This is a genomic window from Methylomicrobium album BG8, from assembly GCF_000214275.2.
Taxonomy (GTDB): Bacteria; Pseudomonadota; Gammaproteobacteria; order Methylococcales; family Methylomonadaceae; genus Methylomicrobium; species Methylomicrobium agile.
Genome location: NZ_CM001475.1, coordinates 2,739,364 through 2,755,807 on the forward strand (window position 1 = coordinate 2,739,364; position 16,444 = coordinate 2,755,807).

Annotated in this window: 10 protein-coding genes and 1 pseudogene; 3 read left to right on the forward strand and 8 right to left on the reverse strand. The window is 53.8% G+C overall.

What is annotated here, in order from left to right; genetic code table 11:
- Nucleotides 1-50 precede the first annotated feature (50 nt).
- Both METAL_RS11740 and METAL_RS11745 read right to left on the reverse strand, forming a co-directional pair.
- Nucleotides 51-1,265 carry an argininosuccinate synthase gene (locus METAL_RS11740; RefSeq protein WP_005372591.1) on the reverse strand — a complete coding sequence of 405 codons (1,215 nt, stop codon included), beginning with the start codon at nt 1,263-1,265 and terminating at the stop codon, nt 51-53.
- Nucleotides 1,266-1,355: 90 nt separating this feature from the next.
- Nucleotides 1,356-1,772: a DUF6567 family protein gene (locus tag METAL_RS11745; RefSeq protein ID WP_005372592.1), complete on the reverse strand. Its 417-nt coding sequence runs from the start codon at nt 1,770-1,772 to the stop codon at nt 1,356-1,358.
- Between the two features lie 265 nt (nt 1,773-2,037).
- On the opposite strand from METAL_RS11745, the pseudogene METAL_RS20900 reads away from it, so the two are divergent.
- The 3 genes and pseudogenes from METAL_RS20900 to METAL_RS11755 form a co-directional block, all read left to right on the forward strand.
- Nucleotides 2,038-2,265, forward strand: a pseudogene (locus tag METAL_RS20900) (transposase); the annotation flags it as partial.
- A gap of 79 nt (nt 2,266-2,344) precedes the next feature.
- Entirely contained in the window at nt 2,345-7,945 is a 5,601-nt protein-coding gene (locus METAL_RS11750; RefSeq protein ID WP_005372594.1) for an RHS repeat-associated core domain-containing protein, read from the forward strand.
- A 12-nt stretch (nt 7,946-7,957) separates the two neighbouring features.
- Nucleotides 7,958-8,686: a hypothetical protein gene (locus METAL_RS11755; RefSeq protein ID WP_005372595.1), complete on the forward strand. Its 729-nt coding sequence runs from the start codon at nt 7,958-7,960 to the stop codon at nt 8,684-8,686.
- 768 nt (nt 8,687-9,454) lie between these two features.
- Here METAL_RS11755 and METAL_RS20905 read toward each other — a convergent pair.
- The 6 genes from METAL_RS20905 to METAL_RS11775 all read right to left on the reverse strand — a co-directional run bounded on the left by METAL_RS20905 (nt 9,455) and on the right by METAL_RS11775 (nt 16,318).
- Entirely contained in the window at nt 9,455-9,895 is a 441-nt protein-coding gene (locus METAL_RS20905; protein WP_213069378.1) for a hypothetical protein, read from the reverse strand.
- Nucleotides 9,896-10,056: 161 nt separating this feature from the next.
- A complete protein-coding gene (locus METAL_RS11760) occupies nt 10,057-10,239 on the reverse strand; it encodes a hypothetical protein (protein ID WP_040578344.1) in 183 nt (60 codons plus the stop codon).
- Nucleotides 10,240-10,372: 133 nt separating this feature from the next.
- Complete coding sequence (locus METAL_RS20910; RefSeq protein ID WP_213069379.1) at nt 10,373-10,597, reverse strand: hypothetical protein; 225 nt, start codon at nt 10,595-10,597, stop codon at nt 10,373-10,375.
- Between the two features lie 8 nt (nt 10,598-10,605).
- Nucleotides 10,606-11,472 (reverse strand): hypothetical protein, encoded by an 867-nt coding sequence (locus tag METAL_RS11765; protein ID WP_005372598.1) that lies wholly within the window; start codon nt 11,470-11,472, stop codon nt 10,606-10,608.
- 543 nt (nt 11,473-12,015) lie between these two features.
- Entirely contained in the window at nt 12,016-13,527 is a 1,512-nt protein-coding gene (locus tag METAL_RS11770; protein WP_005372605.1) for a fumarate hydratase, read from the reverse strand.
- A gap of 157 nt (nt 13,528-13,684) precedes the next feature.
- Nucleotides 13,685-16,318, reverse strand: a complete 2,634-nt coding sequence (locus METAL_RS11775) for a glycosyltransferase (protein ID WP_005372606.1) — start codon at nt 16,316-16,318, stop codon at nt 13,685-13,687.
- Nucleotides 16,319-16,444: the final 126 nt, after the last annotated feature.

Here is a 16,444-nt window from a genome sequence, read left to right on the forward strand (position 1 = left end):
GGACGAATTATACAAGCTAATCGGTCATCGCCGCATTTTATTTTTGCGAATCAGCGCGAATGTTTTGCCGCCGCAATCCGCATTCTGAGCGCATTCAGCTTGATGAAGCCTTCGGCATCCTTTTGATTGTAAGCACCGCCGTCGTCTTCGAAAGTCGCGATGCTTTCGTCGAACAAGCTATCCGAATCGGAGCGGCGGCCGACCACGATCACATTGCCTTTATACAGCTTGACCCTGACCTTGCCGTTGACGTTGACCTGCGAAGCGTCGATCATCGTTTGCAGCATCCGGCGCTCCGGGCTCCACCAGTAGCCGTTGTAGATCAGCGAGGCATAACGCGGCATCAATTCGTCCTTCAGATGCGCCACTTCCCGGTCCAGCGTCAACGATTCGATCGCCCGGTGCGCCTTCAGCATCACGGTGCCGGCCGGCGTTTCGTAGCAGCCTCTCGACTTCATCCCAACATAGCGGTTTTCGACGATATCCAGGCGGCCGATGCCGTTCTCGCCCGCAATCTTGTTCAGCTTTTCCATCACTTGCGCCGGCGAATGCGGCACGTCGTCGATCGCCACGATATCGCCCTGCCGATAGGTCAGCTCGATATAGGTCGGTTGGTCGGGCGCGGCTTCCGGGGAGACGGTCCAGCGCCACATGTCTTCTTCGGGTTCCGACCACGGATCTTCCAGAACACGGCCTTCGTAAGAAATGTGCAGTAGGTTGGCATCCATCGAATAAGGCGACGCCTTGCCTTTTTTCATTTCGACCGGAATACCGTGCTTTTCGGCATAGTCGAGCAGGGTTTGGCGCGAAGTCAGCTCCCATTCGCGCCACGGCGCGATGATGTGAATACCGGGACGCAACGCATAGGCCCCCAGCTCAAAACGCACTTGGTCGTTGCCTTTGCCGGTCGCGCCGTGCGAAATCGCATCCGCGCCGGTTTCGTTCGCGATTTCGATCAGCCGCTTCGCGATCAACGGCCGCGCGATCGAAGTCCCTAGCAGGTATTCGCCTTCGTAAACCGCATTGGCGCGGAACATCGGGAATACGAAATCGCGGGCGAACTCTTCCCGCAAATCATCGATGTAAATTTCCTTGATACCCAAAGACTGCGCCTTCGCGCGCGCGGGCTCGACCTCCTCGCCCTGCCCCAAATCGGCCGTGAAGGTGACGACCTCACAGTTGTAAACTTCCTGCAGCCACTTGAGAATCACGGAGGTGTCCAAGCCCCCGGAATAAGCCAATACCACTTTTTTGATTTCCGACATAGCGCCTTAATTTTATTGGTTAAAAAATGGTGATGATTATACCGGAAATCAACTTGACGTAAAAAGCGGATATCCCGACCGGCCGCCGCCTCAGTCTGCCGGCGGATTATCCCGGTCGCCTGTAAATTCGATGAGGTCTGCGCGCACGGTAATCCTGGGCAGAGCGAACAAAATGAAATAGGAAGAGCTATTTTCATATACCACATTCACGATGGCCTGGGGTTTACCTTCGGTAACCGCCGCATTATGGTAAAGCTTGGTCATCGCCTCATCGTAGTGAGGGGATATAAAAGTAAAGAGGCCCAGGAAACTAAAACCGACACTACTGCCAATTGCATTGGCTTTTACAATTTTGTAATTCTGTCTGGATAAACGGACTGTAGTCGTCGTTAAAAGCGGAGTACCGCCAGGCGCAGGAACCAGTCCGGATAATGCAGGAAGGGCCGGTATTGCGGCGCAACCGCTAAGCAACCCCAAGATCGGCGTCATTTTCAACCATTTCGTCATGATATTCGGTCTCCCAACAAGATTAGAAAGCGATGACTTTACGGGGACACAGGGGACCCGATAAAACGCCATCGGAGCATGATAGCAGTCATCATCCGGCGAAACACCGTCGTATTCCGACTTACGCGAACTCTCATCATAAATTCGTTGCAAACCGTTTAGATACTGTCGTCACAAGATAAGTCCTTGTCAGGTGTAATGCAGAGATTATAGTTGCTGATGAGATGAAAGAACCCTATCCCAACCTGCCCACCGCCACCACGACATTGCCGATCCGGTTTGGAATCTGCTGGAGCCCCATCTGCCTGGCCGTGCCGGGGCCTGGGGTGGCAAGGCTCGTGATATGTTCATCAATGCGGTCTTCTGGATTTTACGCACCGGCACGCCGTGGCGCAAGCTGCCACCCGACTAGGGCGATTGGAAGAACACCCATCGCCGGTTTTGCCGTTGGCGAGATCACGGCGTCTGGGAAGGGTTGCTGGAACAACGGGTGACCGGTCTGGGGGATTCAGAAGGGAAGCGTCGGCGCCATCCTCGACAATCAGGGTACGGCCTTCGACCAAGCGGCCCTGATGGTATCGCTATTGCGGCAGGCCGGTTATACCGCCAGCTATGTCAAAGGCCGCATCAACCTGACTGCGGCTCAAATCGCTGCCTGGCTCGGCGTCAATACGGCGAACGCCTGTGCGGTATCAAACTTGCTGAGTCAAGGTCAGATACCGGTTGCATTGGAGATCCCAACACAGCCATGTTCCGGTCCAACCGGAGCCTTGCTCGGCATGCAGCTCGATCATGTGTGGGTTAAAGTCAATATCGGCGGAACCCATTACTATTTCGATCCCAGCTATAAACCCCACACCTTCAAGACCGGCATCAACCTGGCCTCGGCCAGCGGTTATAATGCCGCGACGTATCTGACCCAGGCCACCGCCGGCGTGACGGTAACCGCGGATTATGTTCAAGGGGTCAACCGGACCAACATCCGCAACAATCTCTCCGCCTACGCCGGCAACCTGGCCAATTACCTGCGTACCTATCAGCCCACCGGCACGCTGGACGATGTCGTGGGCGGCATGACCATCATCCCGCACAGCGGCGGCCCCCTCCGCCAAACCACATTACCTTACCAGGACACCTCGGTCGCGCTGACTGAATGGGTGGACGATGTCCCGGCAAACTACAAGCCTACCTTGCAAATTCAATATAAAGGGATTGACAGAACCTATACCTCGGATGTGATCTACGGCAAACGCCTGACCATCGATTATAACAGCGCCAACCGCCCCGTCCTGAAACTGGATGGCGTCCTTCAGGCCACCGGCAATGTCGTGACGCTGGGCGCGGACGGGGACATTACCTTTATCGTCACGCACGGCGCTTACGCGGATACCCGCGTCAATCAAACGCTTACACAGACCATCAAAGCCGGCGGCCTCTTCTTCATTGCCAACGGCTGGGGGCCCACCGGGCGCGGCGTCGTTGAACTCCATCATCAGCGTTTAAAGGAAGCCAAGGCCTCGGGCGCGGGCGATAGCTCGGAACCCGTATTGGGCTCCAGCCTGGCCATATTGGCCTGGAACTGGATTAGCCAAGCGAATGTGGCCGGCTACATTGCCGATCACATTGCCCAAACCCATACCCTCGTTCATCACCGGGTCGGTATTGCCGGTTACAGTCAAACGCCTTATGTAGACTTGCCCGGCAACGCCCTCTCTGTCGCCAGCCAGTTTGTCGATGTCGCCAAGGAATATGCCGTGTTCTTCAGCAGCGCCATACATTCCAGCGTCTTGGAGTCCGCGGCGGTACAGCAAACGGCCGGCGTCGATGCGGTGTCCACCGTCAAGTTGATCGACACGGCCGTCACCAAGAATCAAAAAATTTACAGCGCGACTTCCGCCAACTATACCGCGGCCGTTAAACCCAACCTGACGGGCTGCGCCTCCTCTTTAACGACCTTTGACAAGGCCTTACAGAAAGGCTACCGGCTGATTTTACCCGCCACCTGCAAGCTGACGTCGGGCTCATGGAGTGGCGTGGGGTATTTCGGTATTTCACCGGCGGGTACCGAGATCCAGTCCCTCATCAGCGGCGGTTTATCGGGGGGGGCTCCGATTGTGCTGCTCTCTCCACCCACCTTCAACCAGACAGCCGAAGATAACAACTGGAACTGGAACAGCTTTGCCGCTTGGCTTGAGAAAACCTACAACGACCCGATCGATAGCTTCAAAGGCAACTATCTTTATGCGCATGACGACATCCGCACCGGCGTTGGCGAATTTCCCCATGCGTTAAGCTTCCAAAAGCTCTACAGTTCCAGCGACAACACGGAAATCGGCCCCTTAGGCCGCGGCTGGACCCACAATCTTGCGTCGAGCGTCCAAGTCTATCCGGACGGTTTTCAAGGCTTGGGCGAAGACTCGGCGCTGGATGCGGTCAATATTCTGGTCGAGACACTGGCCTCCCTGGATGTCTTGTCCGGCGCCACCACGCCGTTCGACAAGCCGTTGGACAGAATCGTCGTGGCCACCCTCGGTACCCACTGGTTTGGCGAACAACTGCTCGACAACGCCGTGGTCGTCAAACAGGGACTGAATCGGGAAGTCTTCGTCAAACTGCCGGACGGTACCTATAACGCCCCGCCCGGCAGCCCGGCGCGGTTGATCAAAAACGCCGACGGCACCTACCGCTACGAAACCCTGCACAAAGACACGCTGGACTTTAACGCGAAAGGCAACATCATCGCCTTCAACCATGCCAGCGGCGTACAGGTCAAATTTACCTATAACAGCGGCAATTTGACCAAAGTGCAAAACAGCCTGGGCCGCCTCTTGAATCTGACCTACAATGCCGCCGGCCGGCTCACCGCCGTGGGCGACGGCAACCGCAACGTCAACTATGCCTATACCGGCGGCAACCTGATCAAATACACCGACGCCACCGACGAAATCACCAAATTCGAATACGACGCCGCGAACCGGATGACGAAACTGTTCTATCCGAACTATCCGACCGTGGCGTACATGAACACCACCTATGACAGCCTGGGCCGCGTGCAGACCCAGGCCAATAGCCACGGCGCCGTCTACGCCTACTACTTTGCCGGCAGCCGGTCGGAAGAAGTCGACCCGGCGGGCGGCCGCAAAATTTCCTACTATGACGGTTTCGGCAAAGAGCTCCGGTCCATTAACCCGCTGGGCAAAGTGACGACCCACACCTACGATGGCCAGGAACGGCTCGTCAAAACCCTCTGGCCGGAAGGCAACGCCATCGTCTACACCTACGACGATGCCCCCTGTGCGGCACAAAAACGTTGCACCCACCAGGTCAAGACCGAAACCCGCCTCGCCAAGAGCGGCTCCGGATTGGCCAACCTTGTGACCGGCTACACCTACGAGAGCGCGTTCAATCAGTTGGCCAGCGTCACCGATCCCAAAGGCCAGGTGACCCGCACCACCTACACCGCCCAAGGCCTGCCGGCGACCGTGACCCGGCCGGCCGATGCCGGCGGCGTGTCCCCGGTGACCACCTATGCCTACACCGGCTATACCCCGAGCGGCTTCCCCACCTTCTACCTGCCCACCGCGGTCACCGAAAAAATCACCGCCGCCGCCAGCACCACCCGGACCACCGCCTACAACACCGCCAACAAATACGTGCCGCAAACCGTCATCGCCGACGCCGGCACCGGCAAACTCAACCTGACCACCACTTATACTTACGATGCGGTGGGCAACCTGACCCAGGTCAACGGCCCCCGCACCGACGTGACCGACACCGTCACCACCGTCTACGATAAAGCACGGCGGCCGACCCAGATCACCCATGCCCTGGGCAAACTCACCCAACAGGCCTACGACGCCGACGGCCGGCTGATCCGCACCGCCGCGCAGCTCGGCACGCAATGGTTGGTCACCTGTAACACCTACACCCCGGGCGGCAAAGTGCTCAAAGCCTGGGGCCCCGGCCAAACCACGGCCGGCACCGTCTGCCCCGCGGCCGCCGCCCCGGTCCCCGTCACCGACTATGCCTACGACGACCTGGACCGGCTCAGCACCCGGACCGAAAACCTGCCCGCGGCCGACGGCGGCAACCGTATCACCCAGACCGTCTACAACGCCGACGACAGCGTCCAGCGCGTCAACAAAGCGGTGGGTACCGGCTTGGCGCAGAGCGAGGCGACCTACACCTACAGCGACAACGGCCTGCTGCGGACCGTCCAGGATGCCAAAAACAACCTGACCACCTACCAATACGACGGCCACGACCGCCAACTGAAAACCTTCTACCCCGACAAAACCACCGCCGGCGTCTCCTCGGCCGGCGACTACGAACAGGCCGCCTACGACGCCAACGGCAATGTCACCAGCCTGCGCCAGCGCAACGGCCAAAGCATTACCCAGGCCTACGACAACCTCAACCGCCTCGTCAGCCGGACCTACCCGGTTGCCGCCGACAACATCGGCTTCAGCTACGACCTGCTGGGCCGCCGGACCGCCGCCAACCAATCCGGCTATGCGATCAGCTACAGCTACGACAACGCCGGCCGGCTGACCAGTACTACAGCGGGCGGTAAAACCCTGAACTACCAGTACGACCCGGCCGGCAACCGCACCCGCCTGACCTGGCCGGAAGCCGCCGCCTTCTATGTCACCACCACCTACGACGCCCTCAACCGGCCCACCGCCTTGCTGGAGAACGGCAGCGTCAGCCTGGCCGGCTACGCCTACGACGACCTGTCCCGGCGCACCACCGTCACCCTGGGCAACGGCACCACCACCACTTACGGTTATGACGCCCAAGGCAGCCTAGCCAGCCTGACCCACAATCTGGCCGGCACCGCCCAGGACATCACCTGGAGCTACACCCGCAACCAAATCCAGGACCTCAAAACCCAAAGTTGGAGCAACGACAGCTACGCCTGGACCGGCTATAGCAACGGCACCCGCAACTACACCGCCAACGGCCTGAACCAATACGCCACCGCCCAGGGCGCGACCCTGAGCTACGACGCCAACGGCAACCTGACCGGCGACGGCGTCTGGACCTACGCCTACAACCTCGACAACCAACTGACGAGCGCCAGCCAAGCCGGTGCCAGCCACAGCCTGGCCTACGACGGGGCCGGACGCTTGCGGCAGACCACCCTGGCCGGCACCGTCACCAACCTGGCCTACGACGGCGTCGACCTGGTGGCCGAATACGACAGCGCCGGCACCTTGCTGCGCCGCTACGTACACGGCCCCGGCGTCGACCAGCCGTTGGTCGGCTACGAAGGCAGCGGCACCGCCAACAAAAGCTGGCTGTACGCCGACCACCAGGGCAGCTTGGTGGCCACCGCCAACGCGGCCGGTACCGGCACCGCGCTCTACCGCTACGGCCCCTACGGCGAACCCGATCAAACCACCGGCCTCCGCTTCCGCTACACCGGCCAGCAGTTGCTCGGCCCCTTGAACTTGTATTACTACAAGGCCCGGTTCTACTCGCCCGCCCTCGGCCGCTTTCTGCAGACCGATCCGGTGGGCTATCAGGACGGCTTGAACCGCTATGTGTATGTGGGCAATAATCCCTTCAACCGGAACGATCCCAACGGGTTGATTGCGGCCGATATGAAGCTACTGGCCGGCAACTTCAGCAACGAGTTTGGGGCGACGGCGAGCGCGTTTGGCAGTGCTATCGCCAGCAGGCCCGCGTTGCAATCCTTTGCCGCCGGTTCTACCCTCGGTGCGGGTTTAGGGCTGGCTACGACTTATCCGGTTGCCACAGCGGTAACAGTGGCATCGTTTGAGTTGGGTAGTTGGGCTTCGGGGGATATACCGGTTGGTGGTGTTTGGGGATTAAAACCACTGGCTCGTGGACAAGCAATTGAAAACTCGCTCGCTAGTACAGAATACAAAGATTGGTTTAGAATTGGTCAATTGAACAACGGTAAATTTCCTTTGGTTGACTTTCAACTTGAAAACAATTTGGTTAGTTTGAAGACAGTGAATACTAATGGTTCCAGTTGGCTGGGAAATATGCAGTCTCATATAGACGATTTAGCGGCCAGAGGAGCAGCAGTAGATGGTGTTCCTGCTAATATGATTTTGGATTTACGAGTTCAACCAGGAGGATCTAATGCCGCTCAGTCTTTAATTGGATATGGACAGTCCCAAGGGGGTTTCAGTAATGATTAAAGAGTTTCCTTAATGGTTGAAAAAATATATGTAATAAGTAGACTAGGTATGTTAAATGCCGATTTGATATTGAGCTTAATATTAGATTTTTTTAAAAAGCGAGACATATCTACCTCTGGTTATACACTCTATGGAGATGAGGTTCATTTAGAAGAAGTTACTTCTATCCTTAAAAAAAAATCACGCCATACTTTTCTATTAAATGGGAATGGCTTTGAAATACACTTGGCTTCGGTGTTACGGTATCAGGTTGATATATTGAGTATTAGTGCCGAATATGGAAAAAATATGTTTTGGGATGATTGGATTACTTCTATCAGTGAACAAGTAAAAGTTGTTCAAGCTTGGCTAGTTGATGCCGATTATGACTATTGGCAGAATGCCGAAGATCCTCTTCAATACATATCTCATGGTCGTCCGTGGGAACATTTGCCCAAAAGATCAAATGGATTGCCCCCTCCCCTTGAGAAACAAATTATTGATACGTTAAATAATCCGGGACGCCGACAATTTTGTATGGGCTACCTTGAGGCAATTGGGGCTGTAATGTGGTTAGGAGATGATTTCTGGAGCTTAACTGGCGCCAATAAAAACAATCTTCTAAAGCAAAGTTGGCTAAAGTCGAGAGAAATACCGAATGGTTTGTTGCGTATTCAAGTTGGAAATACCTTATTTTCTACAGCTAGCGTGGGGTCAGATGCTATCCAACTTATGCTAAGAGGGCTTTTGTTTCCAAGATAACCCGTAAGGCGGAACCGGCTTTGCCGGGTTCCGCCATTTGGAACATCACGATGCCGAGCGAACCCGCGTAGCCTGGTAGGTCGGGTAACCGCTTTATCGTTGCCCGACAATCATGTGGCGATCCTGCTTCGGAATGTTGCGCGAGGCTGAACCCGTAAGGCGGAACCGGCTTTGCCGGGTTCCGCCATTCGGAACAATCACGATGCCGAACGAGTCCTGCACCTTTGATGCGATGCGCCAAACTTTATTTTATCTGTCGGCCTAGGGTTGACGGATCGCCTGTCGGCATGTCAAGCGATCCGGCATTCCACACCTCATTCGGCGGAACCCGGCAAAGCCGGTTCCGCCTTACGGGTTTAGCGGCGCGATGCATCTCAGTATTTTCGAGTCGACCGCCGTGCAGCAGACAACCGGTGTCGGTGCCGTATCGACCGTGAGCCTGATCGATCTGGCGGCAACCAATAACGACAAGATTTTCAACCCGTAAGGCGGAACCGGCTTTGCCGGGTTCCGCCATTCGGAACAATCACGATGCCGAACGAGCCCTGCACCTTTGATACGATGCGCCAAACTTTATTTTATCTGTCGGCCTAGGGTTGACGGATCGCCTGTCGGCATGTCAAGCGATCCGGCATTCCACACCTCATTCGGCGGAACCCGGCAAAGCCGGTTCCGCCTTACGGGTTACGGGTTTGAAAATCTGTCAATGAGAGACGATTTTGCACAAGAGGGCTCAATGGTTTTGGGATTCTTTCACAGTCTCCTGCGCTAATCGGACCTACGCGGGCTTGTGAACGCCCTATCTATATTCTCCGCAAATATCGCAACATCATCAAAAAATGATCTAATAAATAAAGTAACGGTATTTAGTGTTACCCCCATACTAACAGGTAATGACGCTTTCATTCCTATCGCATATTCTTCTTCAATACAAAAAAAAATATAGCCAGACATAGAATAACAATTCATATTATTTGCTATTGACAATAATTTTTCCACAGAAGCACCTTTGTATTGAACTATTGACTCAAGCTTTAAATAGTCATCATCATCCGCAATTTTAACAAGCATTGGAAAATCTCCTGATGTTATTGCCTGACCAATACCATCACCAATTTCTTGGACTTCTGGAATAATATTAGATTCTACTAACGAATCGATATATTCCCAAAAAGATTGACTATCATATATTGGATCCTTAGAGCTCATATTTCACCATTAAATAAAATAAATTTATATTTAAAAACTATCATTTCAACACATTGTTCCAAATTAGGCCTAAATTTGCCAACAAAATAAATTCCAAGCTTTTAGCTCCGAATAGCGTAGCATATTCGGAGGCATGCAAGCTTACATTCTACAGCCCTGGGTTAGGGTATTTCAAACCCAATTTTATCTTCTGGGATAGCATTTTTTTCGAAAAACTCAGAGCCGATATTTTCAATTGAAACATCTTTGCAAAGAATATTTGAAAGTAATTTACCATTTTTCTCAACAACAACACCCTGCTTGTCCCAGCCGAGTAGGTCGGGCACGCTTTTTGTGCCCGACATTGCAGGGTTTCAATTTGGTAGCGGCTTCAGATTGTCGCAATAGCGAAGCAAGATTGCCAGCTGACGTCGGGCAACGATGAAGCTGTTGCCCGACCTACTTGGCTGACGATGATGAATGACAGAATTTAGCGCATTATATTTTTTCATATTCATCACAACGTCCAGTACTTCTGATACCAATATGCTTCACTCCTTTTAGTTTGTTATTTAAAACAGCTTCTTTAAATTTTTTACCAAAAACATTTGGCTCAAGAATATCATTCCATTTATCACCATATATCTCTTTTAGGCACTTCTTATCACCAACTGAGAGGCTGTCAATCAAACTTTGAGCTACAATTATTTCTGAGTTATTCATTGTTATACCTATAATTTTTTCTTAATTGCATCTACTATTGATTTAGTATCTGAACTTCCTTCATCACAAACAGATTCCAGCATTCCGTCCAATATTACTTCCAATCTCTCTTTTTGAAGAGAGTCACTAATTTTTGAAACCTTGGAAATTATTGTTGTTGACTTAAGTTTAAAAATCGCGTTGGACTTTTTTTTATCTGAAATCAGTTTATCAAGATTTGTTGAAAGCGATTCTAATGCTAATTGTTTATCTTGTATTAGGTCATCATTTTCAATTATTGCAGTTGCTAACTCAATTTCAGAGTCCTCTACCTCTCCATCGGCTGCTACACAAAGAGCTATTAACTCTGGAACAATTTCTATATAAATTTTTGCAGAGTTATCTCCAATTAAAACAACATTTTGCTCTGTAGAAGGCATATTTTCAGCCTGATGCTGATATGTTGTTCCCGTAGCCTCCAAATTTGTCATTTGTGTAGTTTCAATAAAAAACTGAGTTAGTGTTTTAATCAAATTTAGAAGACTAATTCCGTTATAATTTGCAGGGAAGGAAAACTCAACTCCAGGCTCAAACACTAAGTGACCTGATTGAATTTCGATGCCTTTATATATATGTCGAAGCTCTTCCCATGTATAACTATTCTTTCTTGTTTTAACTGCCCACATGTTTTTCCAATAGACACCTTTGAGAGTAATTGACATTCCATTTTCAGCAGACCCCATTACTGTTGAATCTAATAAAACTATGACAGTATCACGAGGGTCAACCCCATGAAAAGAAGTTGACGCAACAAGTTTTCTTTGGGGGATTTCTCCATAAACATGATAATCTGAGCCATGATAACCATTGGCAATTTCTACTAATTGTTCAATCATTTTTACTCTAGTCCTATATTATTCATTTTGAAACCTAACGTAAAGCTAATCCGACCGCTGGAGCGTAGCGGAAGCGGGTCGGCTTGAGCGCCTTGTGTACGCCCAGCATGGGCATGAACTTATGGGGTGCAAGTCCCCTGTCGGAGAATTCAACGTTAACCATGTTAGCTATCATAACGACTAGCCGAAGGCAAAGGCAAGCCCGCGAGGGATTGTCTGAAGAAAGCCGGAGCCCGCGTAGCTCCGATTAGCGATAGCGTAATCGGAGTGATTTTGACTTCAAATTGGGCGATTACTTCGTTAATCGCCCCTACATCTTCTATGACGGCTTTCAGTTTAGTACCAGCCAATAGACATTAGCTCTCGACCGGCAACAACGGGTCGATCTCAGACAGTCAAGTCAGCCAGTTTATTTGCCGTTTTTATCTCTGACGCCATTTGCATACCGACCCTGCTTGGCTTTCTATTATTTTCGCAGTCAAATTAAAAGCCGGAATATGCCTGCAAAAAACTCAGCGGAAGCGAGAGCCGTTCGAAAATATATTAAACTTCCGCCCGGGCAATCTTATCCCTCCAGACGACCGGCGCGGTTTCGTGCACAGAAACGCCCCGGCTGTCGACCGCGACGGTAACCGGCATGTCTTCGACGACGAACTCATGGATCGCCTCCATGCCCAAATTTTCGAACGCGATCACGCGGGATTTCCGGATCGCCTTCGAGACCAGGTAGGCCGCGCCGCCGACCGCCATCAAATAGACTGCCCGATGCCGCTTGATGGCCGCGGCCGCCTCGGGTCCACGCTCGGCCTTGCCGATCATCCCCAGCAGGCCGGTATTAGCCAGCATCGTTTCGGTGAATTTGTCCATCCGCGTGGCGGTCGTGGGGCCGGCGGGACCCACCACTTCATCGCGCACCGGATCGACGGGGCCGACGTAATAAATGAATTTGTCCTTGAAATCGACGCCGGCCGGCAGAGGTTCGCCGCGCCGAATCATATCTTCCAGGCGCTTGTGTGCCGCATCGCGGCCGGTCAGCAGGGTTCCGCTGATCAATAATGTCTCGCCGGGCTGCCAGGCGGCGGCTTCCTCGCGTGTAACCGTGTCGAGATTGACGCGCTTCGCCCCCTGTCCTTCCCGGCTGATTTCCGGCCAGTCGTCCAGGCGAGGTGGAATCAATTCGGCCGATCCGGTGCCGTCCAGCACGAAATGCGCGTGCCGGGTTGCGGCACAATTCGGGATGATCGCGACCGGCAGGTTCGCCGCATGGGTCGGATAATCGAGAATTTTGACGTCGAGCACGGTGGTCAGTCCGCCCAAGCCCTGCGCGCCGATTCCCAGTGCGTTGACTTTTTGATACAAGTCGAGCCGCAGTTCTTCCAGCGCATTGCAAGGACCGCACGCGATCAGTTCCTGGATGTCGATCGGCTCCATGCAGGCCTGTTTAGCCAGAAGCATCGCCTTTTCGGCCGTACCGCCGATGCCGATACCGAGAATGCCCGGAGGGCACCAGCCCGCGCCCATCGTCGGAACCGTTTTCAGCACCCAGTCGGCGATGCTGTCGGACGGATTCAGCATCGCGAACTTGGCCTTCGCTTCGGAACCGCCGCCTTTCGCCGCGACGTTTACCTCGACTTTGTCGCCCGGCACGACTTCCATATGAATCACGGCCGGCGTGTTGTCCTTCGTATTGATCCGTTTGCCGGCCGGGTCGCGCAGCACCGAGGCGCGCAGGATGTTATCCGGGTGCAGATAGGCACGGCGGACGCCTTCGTTGACCATGTCGGCGACGCTGAGCATCGCATCCCATTGGACCTGCATCCCGATTTTCAAAAATACCGTCACGATGCCGGTATCCTGGCAAATCGGCCGCCGGCCTTCCGCGCACATCCTGGAATTGATCAGGATTTGCGCCATAGCGTCCTTCGCGGCCGGGTTTTGCTCCTTCCGGTAAGCCGCATCGAGTGCCCGGATGAAGTCCAGTGGATGATAATAGGAAATGTACTGCAAGGCATCGGCGATGCTTCGGATAAAATCTTCTTGTCTGATCGGCGTCATAAAGGGATAACGGGTGAAGCTGCGGTAGGTGGGCAGGATCTGGATGCTCTAACGGTCTTGGAGAGCCGAACGCACAACGTTGACTCATCGAAAACTAACGCAGGAATCGGCAAAGCGGACCCGGAATCGACTGATCCGCTTTGCCGGGATTTAACTCTTACTCGGATTTCCCTGACGACGCGACAATTTCGTCGTCAATCTCGTCGATCGTCAACGCCGAGCCTTTCCGGTAATACGGCAATATGCTCATCAACAAAGTGATCGTCGTTGCCAGATACGGCACTGCCTGTACCGACAGCACCCCCATCCAGAGCTTGCCGCTCAGATTGTCGAAATGTTCCAGCGAGTTCACGCCGAACACGCCCGCCATCAGCAAAATGAGCAAGAATAATTCCTGCCGGATCACCATCAGGCCGGCAAACAGCGGCCCCTGTTTTTCGTACTTCGGCGTGCGCATGAACGGTTTGCCCGGAACGAACAGCCCCTGCCAGACGCCGCGCGCCACCGTATGCGTCAACGCCAAGCCGGACAGCGAGGCGCCGACCGATTCCCACAACCTGCACGGCACTTTGGCTTGATATAGCCATAAACTGCGCAGAATTTTGAACGTAAACAGACCGATCGTCGGCAGCAGGAACGCATTGACCGGCAATTCGGTATGGATCGGATCCAGGAAAATCACACCGGTCAACACCAGACTCGCGACCGTGAACACCAGCGCCAGCGCATCCGAAAACCAGGGCAGCCAGCCGGCCACGAAATAGTAGCGCTGGGCCGAGGTCAGCGGAGATTTCTTAGTCGGCTTGAAACTCTTCCAGTGCGCCTTGATGATCTGCATCGCGCCGTACACCCAGCGGAAACGCTGCGTCATGTAACCGGACATCGTGTCCGGCATCAGCCCCCGACCGAACGAATCCTTGACATAGACAGAATCGTAGCCGGCTTCGTAGAGGCGCAGACCCAATTCGCTATCCTCGCAAATGCACCACTCGGACCATTTGCCGACTTCGAACAGCGCCGACTTGCGGATCATCGTCATCGTGCCGTGCTGGATGATCGCATTGTATTCGTTCCGCTGCACCATGCCGATATTGAAAAAGCCGGCGTATTCCCAATAGCAGAAGCGCTTGAACAGGTTCACGTGGCCGTCGCGGTAATCCTGCGGCGACTGCACGAAACCGATGTTCTCGTTATCGAAATAAGGCACCATGCGCTTCAGCCAGTCCGGCGACAGAATATAGTCGCTGTCGATCACTGCGATGATTTCGGCATCGGGCGCGGTCTGTTCGAGCGCATGGTTGATCGCCCCAGCCTTGAAGCCGGGCCAATTTTCGAGATGGAAAAAACGGAACTTCTCGCCCAGGCGTTCGCAGTCGTCGCGTACCGGTTCCCAAACCGCAGGGTCCTTGGTGTTGTTGTCCATCACCATCACTTCGTAGTGCGGATAATCGAGCTTGGCCAGCGCTTCGAGCGTCTTCCGCACCATCATCGGCGGCTCGTTATGAATCGGCAGATGAATCGATACCTTCGGATAGCGGAAATCCGGCGACGGCGCCAGCGGCTGGAAAGTCCGCGTGGTGCGCCGGTGCCAGACCACTTCGACGATTTCCATCGTTTCTATCAGCAGAATGGTCAACGCCAGTAATTGCATCACAATCAGCAGCACCCAGAACACGATCGTCAATTCGGTCTGGTACTGCTGCGCGCCGATCGATACGGTCCAGAAAATGAACGAGGCGGCCAAGTTGGTAATCACGCCGAAAAAGACGATGCCCGGCAAGGCCATCGTCCGGCGCGTAAACAGGAAAAGCCCCATCAGCACCGCGCTGGCCGCGGCCGCGCCGGTCGCCCAATCCCGCCAGCTCGGCAGCGCCAATACCGCGCCGTCCATCGGATACTTCGGCTGCCGGTCGGCATTGAAAATGCCCCAGTAAGCGCCGGCCGAACCTTCGATTTCCATCTTCCAGGGTTGGTCGAATGCTTCCACGATGTAATAAGGAATTTTCTGCTCGGCGGCCCGGTTCAGAAACTCCCGCAGAAAAAACGCCTGATTCGTGCGCGAGGCGGTCGCATGGCGGGACGGCTGCCCATCCGAAGGCCAGCCGACTTCGGTAATCACGATCGGTTTGTCGGGATAAGCTTTCTTCAATTCCTCGTATTTCTCGAACACGAAATCGACCGCATCCTCGACCGCAATCCCGTTCCAGTAAGGCAGGATATGCGCGCCGATGAAATCGACTTCGGCGACCAATTCGGGATGCTTGAGCCAGATATCGAAGGTTTCCGAGGTACTGACCGGACGCCAAGTACGCTTCTTGACTTCGCGAATATAATCGATCAGCTGCTGCACCGGAATATCGTTCCGGAACAGCACTTCGTTGCCGACCATCACCCGGACGATTTTATTATTATTCTGGTTGCTGACCTGCAATAGGGTTTCGATTTCCTGGCGGTTCTTTTCCAGATCGCCGTCGATCCAGGCACCGATCGTGGTATTCAAGCCATGCTTGGCAGCCAGTTCCGGCACCTTGTGCAAACCTTTCAAAACACTGTAAGTACGGACCGCATGGACCTTGTTTTCGAGCACGGTCAGATCGGCATCGATTTCCGCTTCGGTAGGGAATTGACCGTTTTTCTGGGTATATTCTTTCCGGCGCGGATCGAAAGTCACCCCCATGGTCGTTTTGGTCCAGGATCTCAATTGCAGCGGGTTGTTGATGTAACTCCAAATGCTGAAATTGACCAGGACAAGCACGGTCAACGTTAACAAAATCGTTAGTGTTCTTTTCATTAAGATACTTGAAAGGATTTAATTGGAGTGCGGCTTTTTTGAAAACACTGAAAGAATCCGAACGGTACGCCGATAAGAGGATACCGGCGCCGACAGGCCGCTTCGATCGGCAAAATTATAGTGCAA

Coding starts and splice junctions, on each gene's coding strand:
- METAL_RS11750 (WP_005372594.1), top strand. CDS start 2,345: ATGGTATCGCTATTGCGGCAGGCCGGTTATACCGCCAGCTATGTCAAA.
- METAL_RS11760 (WP_040578344.1), bottom strand. CDS start 10,239: ATGTCGGGCACAAAAAGCGTGCCCGACCTACTCGGCTGGGACAAGCAG.
- METAL_RS20905 (WP_213069378.1), bottom strand. CDS start 9,895: ATGAGCTCTAAGGATCCAATATATGATAGTCAATCTTTTTGGGAATAT.
- METAL_RS11745 (WP_005372592.1), bottom strand. CDS start 1,772: ATGACGAAATGGTTGAAAATGACGCCGATCTTGGGGTTGCTTAGCGGT.
- METAL_RS20910 (WP_213069379.1), bottom strand. CDS start 10,597: ATGAATAACTCAGAAATAATTGTAGCTCAAAGTTTGATTGACAGCCTC.
- METAL_RS11775 (WP_005372606.1), bottom strand. CDS start 16,318: ATGAAAAGAACACTAACGATTTTGTTAACGTTGACCGTGCTTGTCCTG.
- METAL_RS11765 (WP_005372598.1), bottom strand. CDS start 11,472: ATGATTGAACAATTAGTAGAAATTGCCAATGGTTATCATGGCTCAGAT.
- METAL_RS11770 (WP_005372605.1), bottom strand. CDS start 13,527: ATGACGCCGATCAGACAAGAAGATTTTATCCGAAGCATCGCCGATGCC.
- METAL_RS11755 (WP_005372595.1), top strand. CDS start 7,958: ATGGTTGAAAAAATATATGTAATAAGTAGACTAGGTATGTTAAATGCC.
- METAL_RS11740 (WP_005372591.1), bottom strand. CDS start 1,265: ATGTCGGAAATCAAAAAAGTGGTATTGGCTTATTCCGGGGGCTTGGAC.